At 62.1% G+C, this 23905-nt stretch carries 28 protein-coding genes; 19 read left to right on the plus strand and 9 right to left on the minus strand.

Features of this window, described 5'->3' with window-relative positions:
* Positions 1 to 38 precede the first annotated feature (38 nt).
* Positions 39 to 1418 carry an L-serine ammonia-lyase gene (locus RYZ20_RS15035; protein ID WP_317674909.1) on the plus strand — a complete coding sequence of 460 codons (1380 nt, stop codon included), beginning with the start codon at positions 39 to 41 and terminating at the stop codon, positions 1416 to 1418.
* Here RYZ20_RS15035 and RYZ20_RS15040 read toward each other — a convergent pair whose 3' ends face one another.
* Positions 1419 to 2657 (minus strand): MFS transporter, encoded by a 1239-nt coding sequence (locus RYZ20_RS15040; protein ID WP_317674911.1) that lies wholly within the window; start codon positions 2655 to 2657, stop codon positions 1419 to 1421. It abuts the gene before it with no gap.
* Between the two features lie 66 nt (positions 2658 to 2723).
* On the opposite strand from RYZ20_RS15040, the gene RYZ20_RS15045 reads away from it, so the two are divergent.
* The 4 genes from RYZ20_RS15045 to RYZ20_RS15060 all read left to right on the plus strand — a co-directional run bounded on the left by RYZ20_RS15045 (position 2724) and on the right by RYZ20_RS15060 (position 5234).
* Positions 2724 to 3356 carry a DNA-3-methyladenine glycosylase family protein gene (locus tag RYZ20_RS15045; protein ID WP_317674913.1) on the plus strand — a complete coding sequence of 211 codons (633 nt, stop codon included), beginning with the start codon at positions 2724 to 2726 and terminating at the stop codon, positions 3354 to 3356.
* Positions 3353 to 4015 carry an alpha/beta hydrolase gene (locus RYZ20_RS15050; RefSeq protein ID WP_317674915.1) on the plus strand — a complete coding sequence of 221 codons (663 nt, stop codon included), beginning with the start codon at positions 3353 to 3355 and terminating at the stop codon, positions 4013 to 4015. The genes RYZ20_RS15045 and RYZ20_RS15050 overlap by 4 nt, the downstream gene beginning before the upstream one ends.
* A gap of 214 nt (positions 4016 to 4229) precedes the next feature.
* Positions 4230 to 4829, plus strand: coding sequence for an HNH endonuclease (locus RYZ20_RS15055; RefSeq protein WP_317674917.1), 600 nt, complete (start codon positions 4230 to 4232; stop codon positions 4827 to 4829).
* Between the two features lie 21 nt (positions 4830 to 4850).
* Entirely contained in the window at positions 4851 to 5234 is a 384-nt protein-coding gene (locus RYZ20_RS15060; protein WP_317674919.1) for a VOC family protein, read from the plus strand.
* Here RYZ20_RS15060 and RYZ20_RS15065 read toward each other — a convergent pair whose 3' ends face one another.
* From RYZ20_RS15065 to RYZ20_RS15085, 5 genes are all read right to left on the minus strand, one after another.
* Complete coding sequence (locus tag RYZ20_RS15065) at positions 5235 to 5885, minus strand: DUF1638 domain-containing protein (protein ID WP_317674921.1); 651 nt, start codon at positions 5883 to 5885, stop codon at positions 5235 to 5237. It lies immediately after the preceding gene.
* A complete protein-coding gene (locus RYZ20_RS15070; protein ID WP_317674923.1) occupies positions 5882 to 6040 on the minus strand; it encodes a hypothetical protein in 159 nt (52 codons plus the stop codon). Before RYZ20_RS15070 ends, RYZ20_RS15065 begins: the two co-directional genes overlap by 4 nt.
* Before the next feature lie 98 nt (positions 6041 to 6138).
* Entirely contained in the window at positions 6139 to 6837 is a 699-nt protein-coding gene (locus RYZ20_RS15075; protein ID WP_317674925.1) for a corrinoid protein, read from the minus strand.
* Between the two features lie 117 nt (positions 6838 to 6954).
* On the minus strand, positions 6955 to 7971 hold the full coding sequence (bmt, locus tag RYZ20_RS15080; protein WP_317674927.1) for a betaine--homocysteine S-methyltransferase: 1017 nt from the start codon (positions 7969 to 7971) through the stop codon (positions 6955 to 6957).
* Positions 7972 to 8180: 209 nt separating this feature from the next.
* Positions 8181 to 8492: a DUF1476 domain-containing protein gene (locus RYZ20_RS15085; protein ID WP_317674929.1), complete on the minus strand. Its 312-nt coding sequence runs from the start codon at positions 8490 to 8492 to the stop codon at positions 8181 to 8183.
* Positions 8493 to 8736: 244 nt separating this feature from the next.
* Between RYZ20_RS15085 and purC the strand changes: the two genes are divergently transcribed.
* From purC to RYZ20_RS15115, 6 genes are all read left to right on the plus strand, one after another.
* Complete coding sequence (gene purC / locus RYZ20_RS15090; RefSeq protein WP_317674931.1) at positions 8737 to 9498, plus strand: phosphoribosylaminoimidazolesuccinocarboxamide synthase; 762 nt, start codon at positions 8737 to 8739, stop codon at positions 9496 to 9498.
* A gap of 14 nt (positions 9499 to 9512) precedes the next feature.
* Positions 9513 to 9752 (plus strand): phosphoribosylformylglycinamidine synthase subunit PurS, encoded by a 240-nt coding sequence (purS, locus tag RYZ20_RS15095; RefSeq protein ID WP_317674933.1) that lies wholly within the window; start codon positions 9513 to 9515, stop codon positions 9750 to 9752.
* 69 nt (positions 9753 to 9821) lie between these two features.
* Complete coding sequence (gene purQ, locus RYZ20_RS15100; protein ID WP_317674935.1) at positions 9822 to 10490, plus strand: phosphoribosylformylglycinamidine synthase subunit PurQ; 669 nt, start codon at positions 9822 to 9824, stop codon at positions 10488 to 10490.
* A gap of 45 nt (positions 10491 to 10535) precedes the next feature.
* Entirely contained in the window at positions 10536 to 12338 is a 1803-nt protein-coding gene (locus RYZ20_RS15105; protein WP_317674937.1) for a sensor histidine kinase, read from the plus strand.
* Positions 12339 to 12342: 4 nt separating this feature from the next.
* Complete coding sequence (locus RYZ20_RS15110) at positions 12343 to 13677, plus strand: sigma-54-dependent transcriptional regulator (RefSeq protein WP_317674939.1); 1335 nt, start codon at positions 12343 to 12345, stop codon at positions 13675 to 13677.
* A gap of 428 nt (positions 13678 to 14105) precedes the next feature.
* On the plus strand, positions 14106 to 16919 hold the full coding sequence (locus RYZ20_RS15115; RefSeq protein ID WP_317674941.1) for an Rne/Rng family ribonuclease: 2814 nt from the start codon (positions 14106 to 14108) through the stop codon (positions 16917 to 16919).
* Positions 16920 to 17059: 140 nt separating this feature from the next.
* Here RYZ20_RS15115 and RYZ20_RS15120 read toward each other — a convergent pair whose 3' ends face one another.
* Entirely contained in the window at positions 17060 to 17287 is a 228-nt protein-coding gene (locus RYZ20_RS15120; protein WP_317674943.1) for a sulfurtransferase TusA family protein, read from the minus strand.
* Between the two features lie 92 nt (positions 17288 to 17379).
* Between RYZ20_RS15120 and RYZ20_RS15125 the strand changes: the two genes are divergently transcribed.
* On the plus strand, positions 17380 to 18123 hold the full coding sequence (locus RYZ20_RS15125; RefSeq protein ID WP_317674945.1) for a cytochrome c biogenesis CcdA family protein: 744 nt from the start codon (positions 17380 to 17382) through the stop codon (positions 18121 to 18123).
* 34 nt (positions 18124 to 18157) lie between these two features.
* Here RYZ20_RS15125 and RYZ20_RS15130 read toward each other — a convergent pair whose 3' ends face one another.
* Complete coding sequence (locus tag RYZ20_RS15130; RefSeq protein ID WP_317674947.1) at positions 18158 to 18946, minus strand: enoyl-CoA hydratase; 789 nt, start codon at positions 18944 to 18946, stop codon at positions 18158 to 18160.
* A 54-nt stretch (positions 18947 to 19000) separates the two neighbouring features.
* On the opposite strand from RYZ20_RS15130, the gene RYZ20_RS15135 reads away from it, so the two are divergent.
* Positions 19001 to 19417 carry a PaaI family thioesterase gene (locus tag RYZ20_RS15135; RefSeq protein ID WP_317674949.1) on the plus strand — a complete coding sequence of 139 codons (417 nt, stop codon included), beginning with the start codon at positions 19001 to 19003 and terminating at the stop codon, positions 19415 to 19417.
* Here RYZ20_RS15135 and RYZ20_RS15140 read toward each other — a convergent pair.
* On the minus strand, positions 19414 to 20001 hold the full coding sequence (locus RYZ20_RS15140) for a LysE family translocator (protein ID WP_317674951.1): 588 nt from the start codon (positions 19999 to 20001) through the stop codon (positions 19414 to 19416). The two genes, RYZ20_RS15135 and RYZ20_RS15140, sit on opposite strands and share 4 nt — an antisense overlap.
* Before the next feature lie 247 nt (positions 20002 to 20248).
* Between RYZ20_RS15140 and rplM the strand changes: the two genes are divergently transcribed.
* The 6 genes from rplM to RYZ20_RS15170 form a co-directional block, all read left to right on the plus strand.
* Complete coding sequence (gene rplM, locus RYZ20_RS15145; protein WP_317674952.1) at positions 20249 to 20710, plus strand: 50S ribosomal protein L13; 462 nt, start codon at positions 20249 to 20251, stop codon at positions 20708 to 20710.
* Positions 20711 to 20712: 2 nt separating this feature from the next.
* Complete coding sequence (gene rpsI / locus RYZ20_RS15150; RefSeq protein ID WP_317674953.1) at positions 20713 to 21198, plus strand: 30S ribosomal protein S9; 486 nt, start codon at positions 20713 to 20715, stop codon at positions 21196 to 21198.
* Between the two features lie 40 nt (positions 21199 to 21238).
* The gene (locus RYZ20_RS15155) at positions 21239 to 21916 is read left to right on the plus strand and encodes an FMN-binding negative transcriptional regulator (protein ID WP_317674955.1); all 678 of its coding nucleotides are present in this window, start codon (positions 21239 to 21241) and stop codon (positions 21914 to 21916) included.
* A 79-nt stretch (positions 21917 to 21995) separates the two neighbouring features.
* Complete coding sequence (locus RYZ20_RS15160) at positions 21996 to 22694, plus strand: phosphatidylserine decarboxylase (RefSeq protein ID WP_317674957.1); 699 nt, start codon at positions 21996 to 21998, stop codon at positions 22692 to 22694.
* A 12-nt stretch (positions 22695 to 22706) separates the two neighbouring features.
* On the plus strand, positions 22707 to 23444 hold the full coding sequence (gene pssA, locus RYZ20_RS15165; RefSeq protein ID WP_317674959.1) for a CDP-diacylglycerol--serine O-phosphatidyltransferase: 738 nt from the start codon (positions 22707 to 22709) through the stop codon (positions 23442 to 23444).
* 195 nt (positions 23445 to 23639) lie between these two features.
* Positions 23640 to 23905: hypothetical protein (locus tag RYZ20_RS15170; RefSeq protein WP_317674961.1), on the plus strand; the 266-nt coding region annotated here is incomplete at its 3' end.

Consider the following 23905-nt stretch of genomic DNA (forward strand, 5'->3'; position numbering starts at 1 on the left):
GCACAAATCATGTCACTGTGGCGCAAAGGGAGAATGGAATGTTCCTGAGCGTCTTTGATATTTTCAAGGTGGGTGTCGGCCCGTCCTCGTCGCATACGATGGGGCCGATGGTGGCGGGCGCGCGGTTTCTGGCCGCGCTGCGGGCGTCGCCGTTTCACGCATATGCGTTGCGCGCGCGGCTGCATGGCTCGCTGGCGTTCACTGGTAAGGGTCACGCAACCGATCGTGCGACGATTCTGGGGCTGGCCGGATTTGCGCCCGACACATACGCGCATGATGCGGCCGAGACGGTTCTGGATGAAAACCGTCGCCTGAAAACGCTGACGCCGCCGGGGCTTGCCGCGATGCAGTTCGACCCTGAAGCCGATCTGGTCTTCGACTATGGTCCCGCGCTTGAGGGCCACGCGAACGGCATGGTGATCGAGGCGCTGGACGCCGAGGGCGACGTGCTGCTCAAAGAGGTCTATTACTCGATCGGCGGCGGGTTCGTGCTGACCGAGGCCGAACATTCGGCGGTCGATGACAAGGCGCTCAACACGCCTTCGCCGGTGCCCTATCCGTTCCGCAAAGCCGACGAGATGCTGCATATGGCGGAAAGTTCGGGCAAGACCATCGCGCAGATGAAGATGGCCAACGAGCTGAAATTCCGTTCCCCGTCCGAGGTGGATGCGGGGCTCGCGCGGATCTGGCAGGTGATGGCCGATTGTCTGAACCGTGGTCTTGCGAATGACGGCATTCTGCCCGGCGGCCTCAAGGTGCGTCGCCGTGCCAAGGCGATCCACGAGGCCTTGCAGGCCGAGCGCGGCATGAACCTGACCGCGCCCCATGTCATCAACGATTGGATTTCGACCTACGCGATGGCGGTGAACGAGGAAAACGCGGCCGGCGGGCAGGTTGTGACCGCACCCACCAACGGCGCGGCCGGTGTGCTGCCTGCGGTGATCCGCTATTGGCTCGATCATGTGCCGGGTGCCACGCAATCGCGCGTCGGAGAGTTTCTGCTGACGGCGGCGGCTATCGGCGGGATCATCAAGACCAACGCCTCGATTTCAGGTGCGGAATGTGGCTGTCAGGCCGAGGTGGGATCCGCGGCGGCAATGGCTGCGGCAGGGCTGACGGCGGTTCTGGGTGGCTCGCCCGCGCAAATCGAGAACGCCGCCGAAATCGCGCTGGAGCATCACTTGGGCATGACCTGCGATCCGGTCAAAGGGCTGGTGCAGGTGCCATGTATCGAGCGCAACGGCCTTGGCGCGATCAAGGCGATCTCGGCGGCGTCCTTGGCGATGCGCGGCGATGGCACGCATTTCGTGCCGCTTGACGCCGCGATCGAGACCATGCGCCAGACGGGCCGCGACATGCACGAGCATTATAAGGAAACCAGCCTCGGCGGGCTGGCCGTCAACGTTCCGAACTGCTGATCAGCGCATCTCTTTCGGGCGCAGCACCAGCCAGATCAGGGCGGCCCCTGCAAGGGTCAGGAACGGTAGCATCGCCATGTTGACCGCCTCCCAGCCCGCCTGCGGGTCGCCCGCCGACGAGCAATTCATCAGCCCACCAGAACTGAGCGAAGCCAGAAACACGCCGCCAAAGACGACAAAGTCGTTCATGCCCTGCACATGACCGCGCTCGTCGGGGCTATGCGCCGAGGCCAGCATCGCGGTTGACCCGATAAAGCCGAAGTTCCAGCCAAGGCCCAGAAGGACAAGGGCGATAAAAAACTGCTCCAGCTCGACCCCCGTCATCGCCACCGCCCCCGAGGCCGCAAGGATCACCAACCCAACGCCCACAATAACTTCGCGCCCGAAACGCGCGATCAGATGGCCGGTAAAGAACGAGGGCAGATACATCGCCAGAACGTGCGCCGAAACGATGTCAGCCGCATCCTCGGCTTCAAAGCCGCAGCCCACCACCGCCAGCGGTGTCGAGGTCATCACAAGGTTCATCAGCGCGTAAGACACCATCCCGCAGATCATCGCGACCGCGATCACGGGGTCTTTCAGCAGCTCGCGCCGTGTGCGGCCGGGGTGCGGCGCGCCCTTCGCGCGGCGACCGGGCGCGGGGATGCGCAGGAAGGAAAACAGGATCGGCCCCAGAAGGTTCATCCCGATAATCGCCAGATAGGTCGCCATGAACGGCACAACCATCGCCTGCGCGGTCAGCTTGACCATCTGCGGCCCGATGATCGCCGCTGCCAGGCCGCCCGCCATCACATAGGAAATTGCCTTCGGCTGGAACTCGGGCGGGACACCATCGGTCGCGGCAAAGCGATAAAAGCCCTGCGCTGACATATAGATGCCGGTCAGGAATGACCCCGCCATGAATAGCCCGAACGAGCCCAGATAAAGCGCATAGGCCGCGATGCCCGCGCCTGTGGCCCCCGCGCCAACCGCCAGCATAAAGCCCGCTCGACGCCCGTGGGCCGACATGAACTCGGACAAGGGCTGCGCCGAGAGGACCGAGCCCAACACGATCAGCGACAAGGGCAGGGTCGACCAGCACGGGTTCGAGGCCAGCATCTGCCCCGCCAGCCCGCCGACGGTAAAGATCATCGACATCTGCGCGCCAAGCACGGCCTGTGCCAGCACAAGAACGATCACATTGCGCCAGACCATCGGGTTGGCGCTCGTGGTGGAGGAGGAGGTGAACAAATTACTCATGCCGATACCCCTAGCGTTGCGGAAATGGGCTGGCAAGCGGGCAGATGTTCGGGCAGGGTGCGGCACATGGTTGGACGGATTATCGAAACAGACGATGATATAACCGAGGGCGCGGCTTGGCTGGCGGCTGTCGAGCCGCGTTTTGCCCGCGCGTTAGAGCTGACCGGCCCTTGGCCGCTGCGCCGTCGTGGCGACGGATTCGAGGCTCTGCGCGATGCGATTTTGGGCCAGCAGGTTTCTGTCGCGGCGGCTAATTCCATTCGCGCAAAGGTGCTGGCGGCGGGGCTTGGCGCGCCCGAGGCGATTGCCGAAGCCACCGAGGAAGACCTGCGCGCCTGCGGTCTCTCGCGGCAAAAGGTGCGCTATATGCAGGCGCTGGCGCGCTCGGGCGTGGATTTCGCCGCGCTGCGCGGTCTGCCCGACGAAGAGGTGATCGCGACGCTTCTGCCGATCCCCGGCATCGGGCGCTGGACGGTCGAGATGTATCTGATCTTTGCGCTTGGGCGCGCCGATGTTTTCGCGGTCGATGATCTGGCGCTGGCAGAAGGCGCGCGGATGCTGTTCGATCTGTCAGAGCGCCCGAAACGCAAGGAATTCAATGCGCTGTCGGCGGAGTGGTCGCCGTGGCGGGCGGTTGCGGCGCGCGGGCTTTGGGCCTACTACGCCCATTGCAAACAACGGGAAGGGGTCGCGCCATGACGCGGAAACTGGAGGCCGGTCGCAAAGGGCCGAAATCGGGTCGGATCAAATCGGCGGTGATTTTCCTGCACGGTTATGGCGCGGACGGGAACGACCTTCTGGGGCTGGCCGATCCGCTGATGCCGCACTTGCCCGACACGCTGTTCCTTGCGCCCGACGCGCCCGAGCGTTGTGCTGGCACGCCTTTCGGGCGCCAATGGTTCCCGATCCCGTGGCTTGACGGCTCGACCGAAGAGGCTGCCGCGCAGGGGATGCAGGCGGCGGTTGCCGACCTGAACGCCTTTGTGGACGCAGTGCTGGTCGAGAATGCGCTGGCGCCTGCGCAGCTTGCGATTGTCGGCTTTTCGCAAGGCACGATGATGGCGCTTGAGACCTTCCCGCGCCGGGCCGAGCCGGTGGCGGGGATCGTGGCCTTTTCGGGACGCCTTCTGCGCCCCGAGGCGCTGGAGGCCGAGGCGATGTCAAAGCCGCCGGTGCTGCTCGCGCATGGCGATCAGGACCCGGTGGTTCCCTTTGCCGATATGGGGCTGGCGGGCGATGCGCTGGTGCAGGCGGGATTCGAGACCTACGCACATGTGATGAAGGGCACGCCGCATGGCATCGCGCCCGATGGCCTGTCGGTGGCGCTCTCGTTTCTGAAAGAGAAGCTGCCCGCCTAAGTCCCTGAAAACCCGCTTGTATCCGTTTCAGGCGGCACTTGTCTGTGCCGTCATGCCACTGTTGCATCCGCGCCTTACCTTCACTGCATGGCGGCAATACCCAGATCGAGGGGGTTGCCAGAGGCAAAACGCCATATATAGTTGTCTCTAACGGCAGGGGCGGACCCCGCCCCTGGCTTCGGACCGAGGCGACAGGGCGAGGATGGAGTGACCCATGCTGGACCATTGCGACAGGAGCGATTTCCGAACGCAATTCACCCGCGAACCGGCGGCGCTTAAGAAGTTTCCGGCGCTGGTTCTGAACGCGGATTTCAGACCGCTGAGCTATTACCCGCTGTCGCTCTGGCCGTGGCAAGAGGCGATCAAGGCGGTGTTCCTCGATCGGGTGCAGATTCTTGCGGAATATGACGAGGTCGTGCGAAGCCCCAGCCAAGAGGTCAGAATCCCCTCGGTCGTGGTGCTGAAAGAGTTTATCCGCCCCCAAAAGCGCGTGGCCTTCACGCGCTTTAATCTTTTCCTGCGCGACGAGTTCCGTTGCCAGTATTGCGGGCGCGAGGGGGAGTTGACCTTTGACCATGTCGTGCCGCGCTCGCGGGGCGGGGTGACAAGCTGGGAAAACGTGGTTGCCGCCTGCGCGCCGTGCAATCTGAAGAAGGCGAACAAGCCGCTGGATCGGTCGGGGATGCGGCTGCTAAAGCCCGCGCGCGAGCCGTCGCCCAACCTGATGCAAGAGGTCGGGCGGCGTTTTCCGCCGGGCTATCTGCACAAAAGCTGGATGGATTTTCTGTATTGGGATACGGAACTGGAAGCCTGACCGTAGCCCGAGGGACATTCCATGAGCACCACCCAAGCCTATCTTGAACATGTCGCGATCTATGTGGGCGATATTGCGCCGCATATCGCCTTTTTCGACAAGGTGTTCGGCATGACGGTGACGCAGGTCAAAGGCGCCGCGGATAACCCCGATCAGGTCTGGCTTCTGGGCGGTATCCAGTTCATCCGCAAAGAGGGATTCGCGGGTCCGGAAGGGCGTTTTGCCCATCTCGGGCTGGTCTGCGCCGATATGGAGGCCGCGATCGAGGCCGCACTGGCGCATGGCGCAAAGGCGACCGATCAGGGGCACAACTGGCTGCTTTTGCCCGACAATCTTTATCTGGAGCTGATGCCGAATAAGGGCGAATCGGTGCAGATTGCGCGCGCGAACGACCGTCGGATCTGATTATTTCGCTTTCGCGACCGAAGCCAGCGTCGTTGCCAGATCGCCGTAGCCGGTAAAGCGGCGCTCATACTCCAGACCAAGGCGGGCGGCAGCATCCTGCCCCTTTTTGTCCAGCGCCGGATCGTCGGTTTGCGCCTGATAGATCAGCTTGCGGTAATTGCCGAACATCATCGGGATCAGGTCGGGGTGGCGGTCAAACCCCATCGGGCGCCAGACAAAGGCGTCAAACTGGCGCACCAGAAAATCGGTCAGATAAAAGCAGTCGATTTCATCCCCCGCCTTGGCGGCGAAAGCGTCGTTTCCTTCAAAAAACGAATAGCAATGCGGCCCTGCGACCATCTCGACGCCCAGTTCCTTGCACTTTTCCTGCAAGAGCCCGCCCGTGCCGCAATCGGCATAGACCACGAAAATCTGCGCGTAGTTCGCGCGCGCTACGGAGACAGAACGGGCGACCTCGGCGGTGATTTTCTCGGGGTAAAGATGCAGGTTCGCGGGCAGGCAGGTCAGGTCCATATGGTCCCAGCCGTTCATCTGCTTGAGCGCCAGAATCTCGCGCGCAAGCGCGCCGCAGGCGATCAGCAAAATCCGGCCCTCGCCCGAAGCGGCCAGCCCCTCCTCGGTGAGTGCGCGGTCAGACGGAAGTTCACTCATTCAACGCGGCCCATCATGCGGATAAAGCCTGCCCCCAAAAGCGCCAGCGTGCCGATCAGCACGGGCGATACCCCGCTGCACGCGATGATCCAGACGGTGCCAGCGCCAGCCAGCAGGACAATCGCAAGAACGGCAAGAAAACCAGGAAGCGGCATGGTGAGTCCCTCCAACCCCATGATATTTGGGTGTCTTCGGGAAAAAGAAAAGACCCCGCGGTTTGCGACGGGGTCTTTTGCGATCACTTTTTGATGGCTCAGGCGCTGAGCTGGTTGTGCTTGCGGGCCAGCATCTGCTTGGCGGTTTCCACAGCAACAGCAGCGTCACGGCAGTAGCCGTCAGCACCGATGGCGCGGCCGAACTCTTCGTTCAGCGGGGCGCCGCCCACGAGAACGATATAGTCGTCGCGACGGCCCATCTCGACCAGAGTGTCGATGACGGTTTTCATGTAGGGCATGGTGGTGGTCAGCAGAGCCGACATGCCGAGGATGTCGGGCTGCTCGTTGTCGAGCGCTTCGAGATAGGCTTCCACAGCGTTGTTGATGCCCAGATCGACGACCTCGAAACCAGCGCCTTCCATCATCATCGCGACAAGGTTTTTGCCGATGTCGTGGATGTCGCCCTTAACGGTGCCGATAACCATCTTGCCCATGCGCGGCGCGCCGGTTTCGGCCAGCAGCGGCTTGAGGATGGCCATGCCGCCCTTCATCGCGTTGGCAGCCAGCAGCACTTCCGGCACGAACAGGATGCCGTCGCGGAAGTCGGCGCCGACGATGGTCATGCCAGCGACCAGTGCTTTGGTCAGGATGTCGTAGGGCGTCCAGCCGCGCTCAAGCAGGATCTCAACCGCCTCTTCGATCTCTTCTTTGAGACCGTCATAGAGGTCATCCATCATCTGCTGGACCAGTTCCTCGTCGTTAAGCTCCGAGAGGACGATATCTTGTTCGTCGGACATATCAGGTGTCTCCATGGCGGGTCATTCTGTTCCCATTTGGAAAGAAAACGGCCCCGATGTTTGGCGAATTACGACACGCGCGGATTTGAAAGCGGCGCGTGTCGCCGGAATCTGATCTTAGCTGCGCCGACGACGCCCGCGCGAACGCTCTGGCGTGGTGCTGTCGTCGCCCGTGCCGTCGCTGTCCGAGGAGAACCCGCCAAGTTTTGCGGCGATTTCCTCCAGCGAGGGACGCTCGCCACGCGGACGATTCTCAAGCGCCTGACGCATGGCGGCCAGATGCTCGGGCATGGTGCCGCAGCAGCCGCCGATGATCGTCGCGCCCGCGTCGCGCGCAAGGCAGGCGTAATCGGCCATCAGATCGGGGGTGCCATCGTAATGGATATGACCATCGACATAGCGCGGGATGCCCGCGTTGCCCTTGGCGATGATCGGGCGCTCGGTGCCTGATGCCACAAAGCCCATGATCGTGCGCATCAGGTCCGATGCCCCCACGCCGCAATTGGCGCCGAAGGCCAGCGGCGGGTTCGGGAATTTCTCGACCAGTGCAGCCAGTTGCGCCGAGGTGACGCCCATCATCGTGCGCCCTGCGGTGTCAAAGCTCATCGTGCCGCACCACGGCATATTGGCCAGACGCGCGGCCTCGGCGGCGGCCTTGAACTCTTCGGGGGCCGAGATCGTCTCGACCCAAAGCACATCCGCGCCGCCTTCTTTCAGGCCTTCGGCCTGTTCGTGGAACATCTCGACCGCGATTTCATGCGTCATCGTGCCCATCGGGGCGAAAATCTCGCCCGTCGGTCCGACGGACCCTGCCACCACGACCGGACGGCCTGCGGTATCGGCAACTTCACGCCCGATTTCAGCAGCGGCGCGGTTCAGTTCGCGCACGCGCGATTGCGAATTGTGCAGTTTGAGGCGCGAGGCATTGCCGCCGAAGCTGTTGGTCAGAAAGAGGTCCGACCCGGCGTTCACCGCCATCGAATAAAGCTTCTTGATGTTCTGCGGCTGGTCCACGTTCCACAGCTCGGGCGCGTCGCCCGACGACAGCCCCATATTGAACAGGTTGGTGCCGGTCGCGCCATCGGCCAGAAGCCAGTCGCGGGTTTCCAGAAGGCGGCTCAGGGCGTCGGTCATGTGCAATGCCTTTATATAGCTTGAGAGGCCCGCCAGAATCCGAGCCTTTCGCGCGGTGTGCCACGCGCGCGCGGTTTTGGCAAATTCCTTCTCTTCATGATCTTGATGAAAACGGTTCAGGCGGGCGAGGAGAAGGATGCCCCGCGCAACGAAAAACCGCCCGACGCAGGTCGCGCGGGCGGTTTGTCCAGACGTTGAGAGACGAGCGTTTAGCCCTCGACGACCTGACGCTTGGCCTCTGCCAGGCATTCGGCCATCTTGGCGCGGATCGCCACGTCATCGGCCTTGCCGTCCAGATCGGCGGCCAGTTTCGCGATGACATCCTCGTCACCGGCTTCTTTGAAATCGGCCGCGACAACCTCTTTTACATATGCCTCGGCTGCATCGCCCGATTTGCCGAGCAGCTCTGCGGCCCACTGGCCGACCAGTTTGTTGCGGCGGGCTTCGGCCTTGAAGCGCAGTTCGGCATCGTGGGCGAATTTGTTTTCGAAAGCGTGTTCGCGATCGTCGAAGGTGGTCATGGGCGGGCCCCCCTTAAAGTTCCTCTTTCCTTCCATATGCCCGTGCGCAGGGGCGGGGGCAAGAGTGCTTTGCGCGCAAATCGACCGAAACCGCGCAAATTAACGCGCGCGCAGGCGTGGCTTAGCCTTGCGGCGCGGGTTGCCTTGGCCTATAGGGGCAGCAAAAGAGGTCCGCGGTTTGCGCGGGCCGGAACCGCCCCGGAACCCCAAAGGCCGGGGCTTTGCATTCCGAAACGGAGATGCCATGGCACCGCGTCGCAAGAAACTCTACGAAGGCAAAGCGAAGATCCTGTATGAAGGCCCGGAACCGGGGACCCTTGTGCAGTATTTCAAGGACGATGCGACCGCCTTCAACGCGCAGAAGAAGGCGACGATCGAGGGCAAGGGCGTGCTGAACAACCGCCTGTCCGAGTTCTTCATGCAAGGGCTGACCAATGTCGGCGTGCCGAACCACTTTATCCGCCGCCTGAATATGCGCGAGCAGCTGATCCGTCAGGTCGAGATCGTGCCGCTTGAAGTGATCGTGCGCAATTTCGCCGCAGGCTCGATCGCCAAGCGTCTGGGCCTCGAAGAGGGCACCCCCCTTCCGCGTCCGATCGTGGAATACAGCTACAAGAACGATGAACTCGGCGACCCGCTGGTCCCCGAGGAATATATCATCGCCTTCGGTTGGGCCAACCAGCAAGACCTTGATGATATTGTCGCTCTTGCGCTGCGCGTGAACGATTTCCTCAGCGGCATTTTCTTCGGCGTCGGCATCAAGCTGATCGACTTCAAGATCGAGATCGGTCGCGTCTGGGACGGCGATTTCATGCGCCTGATCGTGGCCGACGAGATTTCTCCCGACAGCTGCCGCCTGTGGGATGTGAAAACCGGTCAGAAGCTCGATAAAGACGTGTTCCGTCGCGATCTGGGCAACCTGACCGACGCCTATACCGAAGTCGCGCGCCGCCTTGGGCTGATGCCCGAGAACACCGGCACGTCGAAACCGACCCTGATCAACTGAAAGGACCGAATGCGATGAAAGCCCGCGTTCATGTTATGCTGAAGGATGGGGTTCTGGACCCGCAAGGCGAGGCCGTGCGTCACGCGCTTGGCCATCTGGGTTTCTCCGGGGTCGAAGGCGTGCGTCAAGGCAAGGTGATCGAGCTTGATCTGGCTGCGACCGATGCCGCCGCAGCCGAGAAGGAAGTTGTCGAGATGTGCGAAAAGCTGCTCGCCAACACCGTGATCGAGAAATACACGATCGAAATCGCCTGAGCCAGACGGGTGGCGGCCCTGCCGCTGCCCATCAGATACCAGCGCCACCTCGAAGGCAGGAGTTTCGCCATGAAGGCCGCCGTCATCACTTTCCCCGGTTCGAACTGCGACCGTGACCTTGCTATGGGCTTTGAAAAAGCCGGTGCCGAGGTCGTTCGGGTCTGGCACAAGGATACGGAAATTCCTGCGGGCGTTGATGTGATCGGCGTTCCGGGCGGGTTTTCCTTTGGCGATTACCTGCGTTGCGGCGCGATTGCGTCCCGCTCGCCCGTCGGGCAGGCGGTTGTCGATTTCGCCAAGAAGGGCGGCTATGTGATCGGCATTTGCAACGGCTTTCAGGTGCTGACCGAGATGGGGCTGTTGCCGGGCGCGCTGATGCGCAATGCCTCGCTGAAATTCGTTTGCCGTCCGCAGAAACTGAAGGTCGCCACCACCGATAGCGTGTTTACCAGCGGCTATGGCCTTGGCGACGAGGTGGTCTATCCGATCGCGCACCACGACGGGAACTATGTGATCGACGCCGAAGGGCTTGCCCGCCTTGAGGGCGAGGATCGCGTGGCCTATCGCTATGTCGGCAACCCGAACGGATCGACCGCCGACATCGCCGGTGTGCTGAGCGAGAATCGCCGCGTTATCGGCATGATGCCGCACCCCGAGCGCGCCGTTGAAGGCGCTCAGGGCGGCACTGACGGGGCGGCGCTTTTCCGCGCGTTGGCCGGAATGGGCGCTGACGCCTGATTGCTTTCGCTTGTTGGAAGGCATTGGCTGACCTAGACTTCCGCCATGCCAGAGCGTGATTACGACACCGAACTTTTTGACCCTGCGGGGGGCGCCAAGACGCGCCGCTCGTGGTGGGGTGTGCGCGCGGCGATCCTGGCGATTATCGTCTTTGCGCTGGCGGCGATCTGGGGCACGAATTACTGGCTGACCGACCGCTTTACCGAAACCACGCGGGTGCGCGCCGAACTACGGCTTGCGCTTTATTCGGGCAATATTATCTCGGAATTGCAGCGCACCTCGGTGGTGCCGCTGCTTCTGGCGCGCGACCCTGAACTGACGACCGCGCTGGATACGGGTGATTTCTCGCGCACCTCGGCGCGGTTGATCTCGGCGCGCGACGAGATTGCGGCGGCCTCGATCCGGCTTTTGGATGTCTCGGGGCGCGTGGTGGCGGCGACGAACCGCAATCTGATCGGCACCCATCACACGAATGCGCAGTTTTTCGTCGAGGCGCTGCGCTCGCGCGAGACCGTGTTTACCGCCGCCAAGATCGAGTCCGGCGGGACGCAGTTCAACTATTCCCGTGCGCTGACGCTGAGCGGCAAGGCGGCGGGGGTGATTGTTGTCGAGGCGGAACTGTCGAAGTTCGAACGCTCATGGGCGGGGATTTCCGAAGCCGTTGCCGTGACCGACAGCGAAGGCCGCGTGATCCTGACGACCGAGCCGAAATGGCGCGGGCTGACGCTGGAAGAGGCGTTGCAGGCGCGCTCGGTGCCCTCGGCGATTGAGCGTGCGCTTCAGGCGACGGCGGATTGGGCAAATGATGCGCCGGACGCCTATCTGAAAGGGCAGGCGGTGATGCGCACCGAGTCGCGCATTCCCTTCCGCGGTTGGCGGCTGATTGCGTTTACCTCTTACGCCTCGGTGCGCGAGCGGGTGAATGCGGTGCTGGCGCTTGAGATCATGGGCTTTGCGATTCTGCTGGCCTTCACCTTTTACTGGCTCTCGCGGCGCGCGCGGGTGCAATCGGCGGCCTATCGCGCGGAATCGGCGGAGCTTCGGGCGCTGAACGCGCGGCTCTCGCGCGAGATTGCCGAACGCGAGCGGGTGCAAAAAGACCTTGCTGTCGCCGAACAGACAATCGTGCAAAGCTCGAAGCTGGCGGTTCTGGGGGAAATGTCGGCCGCCGTCAGCCATGAATTGAACCAGCCTCTTGCGGCGATGAAAACCTATCTGGCAGGCGCGCGGCTGTTGTTGCAGCGCGACCGGCCCGAAGAGGCGCTGTCGTCCTTCCAGCGGATTGATGATCTGATCGAGCGGATGGGCGCAATCACGCGGCAGCTTAAATCCTATGCCCGCAAGGGGGGCGAGGCGTTTGAACCCGTCGATATGCGTGCGGCGCTGTCGTCGGCGCTGGCGATGATGGAGCCGCAGCTGAAACGCCGCACGGTCGGGATCACGCGCACGCTGCCGCGCGCGCCGGTGATGGTGCAGGCGGACCGTATCCGTCTCGAACAAGTGATTATCAACCTGTTGCGCAACGCGCTGGATGCGACCAAAGCGGTCTCTGATCCGCAGATAGAGATTTTGCTGACGGCGGGGGAAACTGCGGTGCTGACGCTGCGCGATAATGGCCCCGGCATCAGCGATCTGGAAAAGCTGTTCGAGCCGTTCTGGACGACGAAAAAGCCGGGCGAGGGCACGGGGCTGGGGCTGGCGATTTCGTCCTCGATCGCGGTGGATCTTGGCGGTCGGTTGACGGCCCATAACTCGGAAGCGGGGGGCGCGGTGTTCGAGCTGCAACTGCCGCTTCTGTCGGATGAATTACAGACGCCGCCCAAGGGTGGAATCAAAGCAGCGGAGTGAACCCATGTCGCGCGTAATCAAGGTGGCAATCGTCGATGACGAAGAGGATATGCGCCAGTCGGTCAGTCAGTGGCTTGCGCTGTCGGGCTTTGATGCCGAGACCTTCCCGACCGCCGAGGATGCGCTCAAGGTGATCGGGCAGGATTGGCCGGGGGTGGTGATCTCGGATATTCGGATGCCGGGGATGGACGGGATGGCGTTTCTGAAACGCCTGATGAGCCTTGATTCCGGCCTGCCTGTTATCATGATTACCGGCCACGGCGATGTGCCGATGGCGGTCGAGGCGATGCGTTTGGGCGCGATGGACTTTATGGAAAAGCCCTTCGATCCCGACCGGATGACCGAGCTGGCCAAGCGCGCGACGCAGGCGCGCCGCACGACGCTGGACAATCGCGCGCTGCGCCGCGATCTGGCCGAGGGCGAGCAGGTGATGGGCAAGCTCATTGGCACCTCCGAGCCGATGGAGCGCCTGCGCGAGGATATTCTCGATCTGAGTCAGGCCGACGGGCATGTGCTGATCGACGGCGAGACCGGCTCGGGTAAGACGCTGGTGGCGCACGCGCTGCACGCAACGGGACCGCGCGCGGGGCGCAAGTTCGTGGTGCTGGCCTGCGCGGCCTTTGCCGAAGAGATGTTGGCGGAAAAGCTGTTCGGACCGACAGGTGAGGGCGCCACGCTGCCGATGGTCGAAGAGGCGCGCGGCGGAACACTTTGCCTTGAGGATGTCGAGGCGCTGAGCCCGGCGTTGCAGGCGCGGTTGTTGCAGTTCATCAACGATCAGGGGATGCCCGCTGAAACCCGCATTGTCGCGATCTGCAACACCCATGGCGAAGGCCGCACCGTCGAAGATGCGCTGCGCCCCGATCTGTACTACCGGCTGGCAGCGCTCAAGATCACCTTGCCGCCCCTGCGCACGCGCGGCGAGGATGTGCTGACGCTGTTTACCCGCATGGCCGAGCAATTCGCCGATGAATACGGCTGCGATGTCCCCGAGATCAGCGCGCAAGAAGCCGCGCAATTGTTGCAGGCACCTTGGCCCGGTAACGTGCGCCAGTTGATTAATGTGGCCGAGCGCGCGGTGTTGCAGGCGCGGCGCGGGACCGGCTCGATTGCGTCTTTGCTGATGGCCGATGACGAAGGGCCGGGGCCGACCGCAATGACAACCGAAGGCAAACCCCTGAAAGAATACGTCGAAAACTTCGAAAAAATGCTGATCGACAACACGATGCGCCGCCACAAAGGCTCGATCGCGGCAGTGATGGATGAGCTGTGCCTGCCGCGCCGGACGCTGAACGAGAAGATGGCGAAATACGGGCTAAGCCGTTCCGACTATCTGTGATGGGCAGGGGCGTTAACCATTTGGCGATGAAAAACCGATTGTATTCGGGCAGGGCTTGCCGCTATTGTCGCCTTTAGTTGGCTTTGCGCGCCGAATTTGCGACGCTGGCCCACCGAAATTCGCTGATTTCCGGGCGAGGGACCTCTGAAACGCATGTCCCCCTCAGGATCAACCGATTGGTCGTAAGACCGTAAGTCTTGCCCATGCTTTAAAAAGCGGGGCGCTCATTCGGCCCCGAATGCCAATTGGCGCAGGGGCTTAGGAAAGTAACGCGATGACGCGAAGTGCAGTGGCGATGATGACGATGGGCGGGCCGATGGCTCTGGCCCCGATCACGCATCTGCAGGCGTCCGCCTCAACGATACACCATGCCCGCAGCGCCGCACCCCCAAGGTGCAGGCGGCTGTCCGCATGGGGAAACAGGATCAATGGCAAAGAAGATGCTTATCGATGCCACGCACGCGGAAGAAACCCGCGTTGTCGTGGTGGACGGCAACAAGGTCGAAGAATTTGATTTCGAGACCATCAACAAACGGCAACTCGCAGGAAATATCTATCTGGCAAAAGTGACGCGTGTGGAGCCTTCGCTCCAGGCGGCTTTTGTCGATTACGGTGGCAACCGCCACGGGTTCCTGGCGTTTGCCGAAATTCACCCGGATTATTACCAGATCCCCGTCGCTGACCGCGAGGCGCTGCTGGAAGAAGAGCGTCGCTATGCCGAGGCCGCGGAAGAGCAGGAAGAGCGTAGCTCGCGTTCGCGCCGCCGCCGCCGGGGTGGCCCCAAGGCCGAAAAGGCTGCGGCCGATCCCGAGGTCAAGTCGGACGAAATTCCGGGGATGGAACTGGTCGACGCTGAAGAAACCGATGCACCCGCAGCCGAGGTGGTTGAGGGCGCTCCGGCCGAAGCCGCGGTCGAAGGCGATGCGCCGGTAGCCGAAGAGGCTGTCGCTTCGGAGGAGGTGGTCGAGGCTCCCGCAGAGGCCGAAACTGAAGAAGTCGAGGCCGAAGAGGCTTCGGAAGACGACGGGGATGACAGCGACGCTTCTGAAGACGACGACAACCACGACCACGATCACCACGCCCACCCGACGGACGAATCCATCGAGTCGGTCGCGGATGAGGATGTCGAGGAAGAAATCCGCCCCGCGCGCAAACCGCGCCCGCGCCGCTACAAGATCCAGGAAGTCATCAAGGTGCGCCAGATCATGCTGGTGCAGGTGGTCAAGGAAGAGCGCGGCAACAAGGGTGCGGCGCTGACGACCTATCTGTCGCTGGCTGGCCGCTATTGCGTGCTGATGCCGAATACCGCGCGTGGCGGTGGCATCTCGCGCAAGATCACCAATGCGGTTGACCGCAAGAAGCTGAAAGAAATCGCGACCGAGGTCGAAGTGCCCAAAGGCGCGGGTCTGATTATCCGCACCGCCGGCGCTCAGCGCACCCGCACCGAGATCAAGCGCGACTACGAATACCTCCTGCGCCTGTGGGAGCAGATCCGCGAGCTGACCATGCATTCGGTTGCGCCCGCGCCGATCTATGAGGAAGGCGATCTGATCAAGCGCTCGATCCGCGACCTCTACTCGAAAGACATCGACGAGGTTCTGGTCGAGGGCGATCGCGGCTACCGCGCGGCCAAGGACTTCATGAAGATGATCATGCCGTCCCACGCCAAGAACGTGAAGCATTACAACGAGCAGCTTCCGCTGTTCTCGCGCTTCCAGGTCGAGGGCTATCTGGGGCAGATGTTCAATCCGGTCGTGCAGCTTAAATCGGGCGGCTATATCGTGATCGGCGTGACCGAGGCGCTTGTGGCGATCGACGTGAACTCGGGTCGGGCGACCAAGGAAGGCTCGATCGAGGAGACCGCGCTCAAGACCAACCTTGAGGCTGCCGAAGAAGTGGCGCGCCAGTTGCGTCTGCGTGACCTTGCGGGTCTGATCGTGATCGACTTCATCGACATGGAAGAGCGCAAGAATAACGTCTCGGTCGAGAAGCGCCTGAAAGACAAGCTGAAAACCGACCGCGCGCGGATTCAGGTTGGCCGGATTTCGGGCTTCGGCCTGTTGGAAATGTCGCGCCAGCGCCTGCGTCCGGGGATGCTGGAAAGCACCACGCAGCCTTGCCCGCATTGCCACGGCACCGGCCTGATCCGCTCGGACGACAGCCTTGCGCTGACGGTTCTGCGCGCGATCGAGGAAGAGGGCACGCGCAAACGCGCCCGCGAGGTTCTGGTAAAAGTGCCGGTCGCGGTGGCGAACTACCTGATGAACGCCAAGCGCGAGCATGTGGCGACGATCGAGGCGCGCTATGGTCTGTCGGTGCGGATCGAGGCTGATCCGGCGCTGGTTTCGCCCGATTTCACCATCGAGCGTTTCAAGACCGCGACGCGTGTCGTCCCCGAGGTCGAGCATCTGGATGTGGTCTCGGCATCGGCAAGCCTGATGGCCGAGGTCGATGAGGATGTCGTCGAAGAGGACGACATCGACGAAGCCGAGGCCGAAGAGGTCGAGGCAGAGGCGGTTGCCGCCGATGAGCAGCCCAAGAAGAAGCGCCGTCGTCGGCGTCGCCGCAAGCGGAAGTCCGATGAGGATGGCGTGAGCGATCAGTCTTCGGACGAGGATGGCGACGAGGACGAAGCGGATGATGCTTCCGAGGTTGCGCCTTCGGGAGAGGCTCCGGCGGCGGAAGAGGTTGCGGACGAGAAGCCGAAGCGCAAACGCACCCGCTCGCGCAAGAAGCCGGTCGTCGAGGAGGCTCCGGCCGAGGCTGAGGGTGAAGCCGCTCCGGTCGCGGAGACTATTGTCGAGGAAGCTCCGGCTGCGGAAGCGACCGTCGAAGAGAAGCCGAAGCGCAAGCGGGCGCCCCGTTCGCGTAAGAAAGTCGATGCAGAGGTGAGCGCCGAGGCCGTAACCGAAGAGGCTCCGGCAGCGGAAGAGACCGTCGAGGAGAAGCCGAAGCGCAAGCGCGCAACCCGTTCGCGTAAGAAAGTCGAGGAGGCTGCGTCCGAGGAAGCTCCGAAGCCTGCGGAAACGCCGATCGAGGCGCCTGCGGAGGAGCCGGTTGAAGCCCCGGTCGAGGCTCCCGCTGAAACGCCGGTTGAAACGCCTGCCGAAGCGCCTGTTGAGGCTCCGGTAGAAACCCCTGCCGAGGCTCCGGTCGAACTTCCGTCCGAGCCGATGGCCGAAGCAGTCGCCACCCCCGAAGAGCCGGCCAAGCCCCGACGCTCGGGCTGGTGGTCGCGCTAAGAACAAAAAGCCGGGCCTCGCGCCCGGCTTTTTAGTTTTGGGGAAAGCGTGTCGCGGTCATATTTGCGAACGGCTCTGGCTCCATGAGGCCGCATGTTCAGCGGGCCAGAAAACCGGCGCCACGTTTCGTGCGACAGGCTTTAACGGCGGCGGACGAGGTAGATTTTCGTCTTGCCTGTATCCTCGGCCGAGATCAGCTCGTGCCCCGTCTGGCCGCAGAAATGCGGGACATCAATCCAGCTTGCGCCATCGGACGCAATCAGCCGCACCACCGCGCCCGATGGTAGCCCCTCAAGCACCTTGCGCAACCGCAAGACGGGCAGGGGGCATAATAGGCCGATGGCGTCTATCTCTTGGGTGATCTCCATGAAAACGGGCTATCCGCCCCGCGCCGATTTGTCCACGCGGATGTGAAGCGGTGGCAGGTGACGGCGCGAATGCGATGGGCTAAGGGTAGCGCATGTTCGGAATCGACCTCATAGACGCCAGCTTTCTGCCTGCGGCCCTTGTGGCGCTTGTGGCGGGGCTGCTTTCGTTTCTCAGCCCTTGCGTGCTGCCGATTGTCCCTCCCTATCTGGCCTATATGGGGGGCGTGAGCCTTGGCGAATTGCGCGAGGGTCGGCGATCCGCGCTGGTGCCTGCGCTGTTCTTTGTGATGGGCCTGTCGACGGTGTTCCTGTTCCTTGGCTTTGCGGCCTCTGCCTTTGGCCAGTTCTTCTTGCAGAACCAGGAACTCTTTGGCCGCATCGCGGGCGTGGTGATTATCGGGTTGGGCCTGCATTTTCTGGGGCTCTACCGTATCCCGATCCTCGACCGCGAGGCGCGCCTTGATGCCGGAGACCGGGGCGGCTCGTCGCTTGGCGCCTATGTGCTGGGGCTGGCCTTTGCCTTTGGCTGGACGCCCTGCATCGGCCCGCAGTTGGGCGCGATCCTGTCGATTGCAGCGCAAGGGGCCGATCTGGCACGCGGCACGGGGCTTTTGGCGATTTATGCGCTTGGCCTTGGTATTCCGTTCCTGCTGGCGGCGCTGTTCATCCAGCGCGCGATGGGCGTGATGAACCGGATCAAGCGCCACATGGGGCTGATCGAAAAGGGCATGGGCGCGCTCTTGGTGATTGTCGGCCTGCTTCTGGCGACCAATGCGTTCTCGGCGCTCAGCTTCTGGCTGTTGGAAAACTTCCCCTCGCTTGCCGTTCTGGGGTAGGGCGCCAGAGGGTAGCCCCCCTGACGCGCTGCATTTACTCCGCCCAGTCGGGTTTGCGCTTTTCGATGAAGGCCTGCACGCCCTCGGCGGTGTCGCGCGCGAGCATGTTTTCAACCATCACCGCAGAGGCATGTTCATAGGCCGCGCGGGTGTCCATTGTGATTTGCTCGTAGAAAGCGCGCTTACCCACCTTGACCGCAAGCGACAGCTTGGCGGCGACGGTTTCCGCCAGACGCGAGACTTCGGCGTCAAGCTGGTCATGCGGCACGACGCGGTTCACCAGCCCCACTTCGCGCGCGCGGGTGGAGTCGATAAACTCGCCCGTGGTCAGCATTTCAAAGGCGACCTTGCGCGGGACATTGCGGGTCAGCGCGACCATCGGGGTTGAGCAAAACAGCCCGATATTCACCCCGTTCACGCCAAAGCGCGTGCCCTCCGCCGCGACTGCCATGTCGCAAGAGGCGACAAGCTGACAGCCCGCAGCGGTGGCAATGCCGTGAACCTCGGCGATGACGGGCTGCGGCAACTTGGGGATCATCAGCATCACTTCGGAGCAGCGCGCGAAAAGATCGGCGAAATAGGCGCGCCCCTTGTCATCGCTTTCGCGGCCTGCCTGCATTTCCTTCAGGTCATGGCCCGCGCAAAACACCTTGCCCGCGCCCTTCAGGACAACCGCCTTGATCTCGCTGCTGGTGGCAATCTCGGTGAAACGGGCCTTCAACGCGGCCAGCATCGCATCCGACAGCGCGTTCAGGCTCGAGGGCGAATTCAGCGTCAGATGCGCGACGACGCCACGTCTTTCCAGTTCGACCAGATCAGTCATTGAAACTCCTCCTGTTTGCCGGAACTCTAGGGGAGGGATGAGACGAGGGGAAAGATGGATTTCAAAATGGACGTAGCGTCACTTGAGGGGTTTCTGGCCGAAGCCTTCCCTCAGGTCGCCAATGACTTTGCCATCGAGGCAGCGGGCGAAGAGATGGTCGTGCGGATGAAAATCGCCGAACGACACCTGCGGCCCGGGGGCACGGTCTCGGGGCCGAATATGTTCGCGCTGGCGGATGTGGGGCTGTATCTGGCGATCCTGCAACGGCTGGGGCCGGTGGCTTTGGCGGTGACGACGAATGCCTCGATCGACTTTATGCGCAAACCGGCGGCAGGGCGGGATTTGCTGGGCCATGTGCGGATATTGAAGCTGGGTCGCGTTCTGGCGGTGGGCGATGTGCTGATCTATTCGGATGGCGAGGCACAGCCTGTTGCCCGCGCCTCGATGACCTACTCGATCCCGCCGCGTTAGGTGAAAAGCATCCAGAGCGCGACAATCGCCAGAATCACGCCGAAGCCGCGGTTGAGGGCGCGCGCGTGGACCTCGTCGCGGAAATGAAGCGCGAGCCGGTCGCCCAGAAGGGTCCAAACCGTAAAGGCGATCAAGTTGTTGAGCGTGAAGATCGTGGTGATCCGCAAGACCTCGGGCGTGCCGGCCCCTGAAAGGAACTGCGAGAACATCAGCGCGATGATGACATAGGCTTTGGGGTTGAGGATCAGGAGCATCGCGCCATCCGTGACGCGGGGGGCCTTGGCCTGTGCTGCCGTGCCATCGGTGCCGCCCGCGTTGAACAGGCGCCGCGCAAGCCAGAGGACATACACGGTTCCCGCAAGTTTCAGTGCCAGAAACAGCCGCGGCGTCTGGGTCAGCGCTGACAGCGCGCCAAATCCGAGGCCCGCAGTGACGACCCAAGTGCCGATATGATAGCCAAGGCTCGCCGGAAGGGTCGCGCGCAACCCAAAGCGCGCGCCGTTGGCGGCAAAGAACATATTGCCGGGGCCGGGGCTGTAGGCCAGCGGGAACAGAAAGGCCAAAAGAGGCAGTGTGTCTTGCATTCAAGCCCTCTGAGAGCCGTTGTGTTGCCGCCCATGATCGCAGTTTCCCACAGCTGCGCCACCCGAATGATGTGCATTGGCCGCATGTGGGCGTCAAAAGTGGCACGAGATTTGGGGTATTTTAATACCTATTTTGTAACACCTTGATTTCACAGTGTAAAATTATGATCTGTCTGCTTGCTTTTCGCCTGAGAATCCGTGAAAAGCCCGCAATCTGAATTCCATAACCCTTCAAGGGCGATCTAAGATGAAAACTTATACCGCAAAACCGGCGGAGATCGAAAAGAAGTGGATCCTGATCGACGCTGAAGGCGTTGTTCTGGGCCGCCTCGCAACGATCGTTGCCATGCGCCTGCGTGGCAAGCACAAGCCGACCTTCACCCCCCACATGGACATGGGTGATAACGTCATCATCATCAACGCTGACAAGGTCCAGATGACCGGCAAGAAGCGTGATGACAAGACCTACTACTGGCACACCAATCACCCGGGCGGCATCAAGTCGCGCACCGCACGCCAGATTCTGGACGGTGCTCACCCCGAGCGCGTTGTCATCAAGGCTGTCGAGCGCATGATCTCGCGCAACCGCCTTGGCCGTGCCCAGATGTCGAACCTGCGCGTTTACGCCGGTGCCGAGCATCCGCACGAAGCCCAACAGCCCGAAGTTCTCGACGTTAAAGTCCTGAACAAAAAGAACACCCGGAGCTAATCATGTCCGATATCAAATCTCTCGACGATCTGAAGTCGGCCGTTTCCGGCGAAGCCGTGGCCGCTGCTGCACCGTCCACCCGTGAGGCCGTGCGCGACGCGCAAGGCCGTGCCTACGCAACCGGCAAGCGTAAAGACGCTGTCGCTCGCGTTTGGGTCAAGCCGGGTTCGGGCAAAGTCACCGTCAACGGCAAGGAAATGGGCGTCTACTTCGCACGTCCCGTTCTCCAGCTGATCGTGAACCAGCCCTTCGGCGTGGCAAACGTTGCTGGCCAGTTCGATGTCTACGCGACCGTCACCGGCGGCGGCCTCTCGGGCCAGGCTGGTGCAGTCAAGCACGGCATCTCGAAGGCTCTGCAACTTTACGATCCCTCGCTGCGCGCAGCTCTGAAAGCCGCTGGCTTCCTGACCCGCGACTCGCGCGTTGTCGAACGTAAGAAATACGGTAAGGCCAAAGCCCGCCGTTCGTTCCAGTTCTCGAAGCGCTAAGTTTCACTGGAATTGCAAGTTTGGAAAGGGCTGCCTTTGGGTGGCCCTTTTTCATTTTGGCGATATTGTGCATCAAAAGCCCGAGGTGCCGATGTATCTGCCACAGCATTTTGCCGAGACCGATCCCGCACGGATCGAGGCACTGATCGACGCGCACCCTCTGGCTTGCGTGGTTGCGCAGGCCGAAGGCGGGATGGTGGCCAACCATCTGCCGCTGCTGCGTGACGGGGCAGGGCGGCTGATCGGGCATATCGCGCGGGCCAACCCGCTGCACACTCGGGTCGCGCAGGGGGCCGAGCTTTTGGCGATTTTTCAGGGCGCCGAGGGGTATATCTCGCCCAACTGGTATCCAGGCAAGGCGGATCACCATCGCCATGTGCCGACGTGGAATTACGAGGTGGCGCATGTCTATGGCGCGGCGCGCTTTTTCGACGATGAGAAGTCCCTGCGCGCGGTTGTCGGGCGGTTGACCAAGCGGTTCGAGCAAGAGACCAATGGCGCGGAGGGTTGGCGGATGGCCGATGCGCCTGCGGATTATATGGAGCAGATGCTAGGGCAGATTATCGGGCTGGAGATCACGATCACCCGTGTTTTGGCGAAATCGAAGATCGGGCAGAACCGCGAGGCAGAAGACCGGCTTGGCGCGGCGGAGGGGCTTGAGGCCCGTGGCAATCCCGCTTTGGCGCGCGCCATGCGCGAACGAGGCGGTCCGCTCTGACGGGACCGCGATCAATCGCGCGCTTCCCATGCGCGCGCGCATCGTCTAGGACGGTCAGATAACAGAATATGGGGTTCCTATGTCCGTCTCGATGATGTCCACTTTCGTGAAGCCGATGCACCCCGAGGGGCGCAAGTTCGTGGCGATTGCCGCGGCTATCACGGTGGTGTTGTTCCTGCTGTGGGAGCCTCTGGGCTGGATCGGCGCTGGTCTGACGATCTGGGTCTATTATTTCTTCCGCGATCCGGTGCGGGTTACGCCGACGCGTCCGGGGCTGATGGTCTCGCCCGCTGACGGCGTGGTCTCGCTGCTTGAACCCGCCGTGCCGCCCGCCGAGCTGGAGCTTGGTGACGCGCCGATGACCCGCGTGTCGGTGTTCATGTCGGTCTTTAACTGCCATGTGAACCGCCTGCCCGCCGAAGGGCGCATCACCAAAGTTGCCTACCGTCCGGGGAAATTCCTGAATGCCTCGCTTGATAAGGCGTCGGAGGATAACGAGCGCAATGGAATTGCCGTTGAGCTGGCTGACGGGCGCAAATACGGCACCGTGCAAATCGCCGGTCTGGTCGCGCGGCGCATCCTGTGCTGGTCGAAAGAGGGGCAGCACTTGCAAACCGGCGAGCGTTTCGGCCTGATCCGCTTCGGTTCGCGGCTTGATATTTACCTGCCCGAAGGCGTGCAGCCGCAGGTTTGTATCGGTCAGACGATGATCGCGGGTGAAACCGTAATCGCCGATCTGACCGGCCAGGCGCCCGCCTGCGTCGGTGGTATCCGCTAAGGAGTTCTCCAGATGGCCCGCGATCCGCAGCACCGAGACCAGCTTCCCTTTCTGCAACTCTTGCCGAATCTGGTGACGATTTCGGGGATGTGTCTTGGCCTGACCTCGATCCGTTTCGCGATGGACGAGCGGTTCGAGACGGCGGCGCTGCTGATTCTGCTCTCGGCGCTGATCGACGGGCTGGACGGGCTGATCGCGCGACGCCTCAACGCGACCTCGGAGTTTGGCGCGGAGCTGGATTCGCTGTCGGATTTCCTGTGCTTCGGCGTTGCGCCCGGCGTTCTGGTTTACCAATACGCATTGGGTGAGACCCACAGCCTTGGCTGGATCTTCGTTCTGATCTTCGCCGCTTCGACCTGTATGCGTCTGGCGCGGTTCAATGTGATGCGCGGCGAGTCCGAGGAAACCGCCCGCCATTTCATCGGGGTGCCTGCGCCCGCGGGGGCGCTGTTGGGGCTGCTGCCGGTATACCTGTCGCTTGCAGGCGTTCTGGATATGCGGCTGGTGCCGGCTTTGGTCGCGCTTTGGCTTGGGTTTGTGGGGCTGCTGATGATTTCGCGGCTCAAGACCTTCTCGCCCAAGGCGGTGAAAGTTCCGCGTGGCATGGTCGGGATTTTGCTGATGGCGACCGTGGTCGGGATCGGTCTGGTGTTCACGCGCATCTGGCTGCTGCTTGTGCTGGTCGATCTGGCCTATGTCGTGATGCTGGCTCCGGCAATTATCCGGTCGCGGGGGCGGCTGTTTTCCTGAAATCCGAGTCGGAAATCGATGGAATCGGTAGAGGGCGCACGGTGATTCCGGCGCCCTTTTCTATTTGTCGGGGCAAGACGGCGCTTATGCTCATCCGAAGCTTTGATAAAAAGCCCATGTTTTATTCGCTGTTTTTGGGCCGGAATTAAAAAAGTGACGGTTTTGCGAAAAATCCACTTGCGGGCACCAGCGTGGATGCGTAGAAACCCCCTCACCGAAACGGCACACACCGTTGCGGGACGCACCGAAGCGACGCTAACGCGAAACGGAGGGGCGGTTACAAGAGGAAAACAAGCGGGACGCGCTTTAACTAAGGCGCTTCCGGTTTATTTTTGCCTCTGGCTCTTTGACATTACGGTTTATCTGAAGAGATATGCGGGCGGTTTGGTTGTTTTCGACAACTGGATGTCTGTATATCGGCTCACTAGCTTATGCGATGATGTGAGTGTCAGCTTCACTGT

The organism is Pseudothioclava alba, assembly GCF_033100795.1.
Lineage (GTDB): Bacteria > Pseudomonadota > Alphaproteobacteria > Rhodobacterales > Rhodobacteraceae > Pseudothioclava.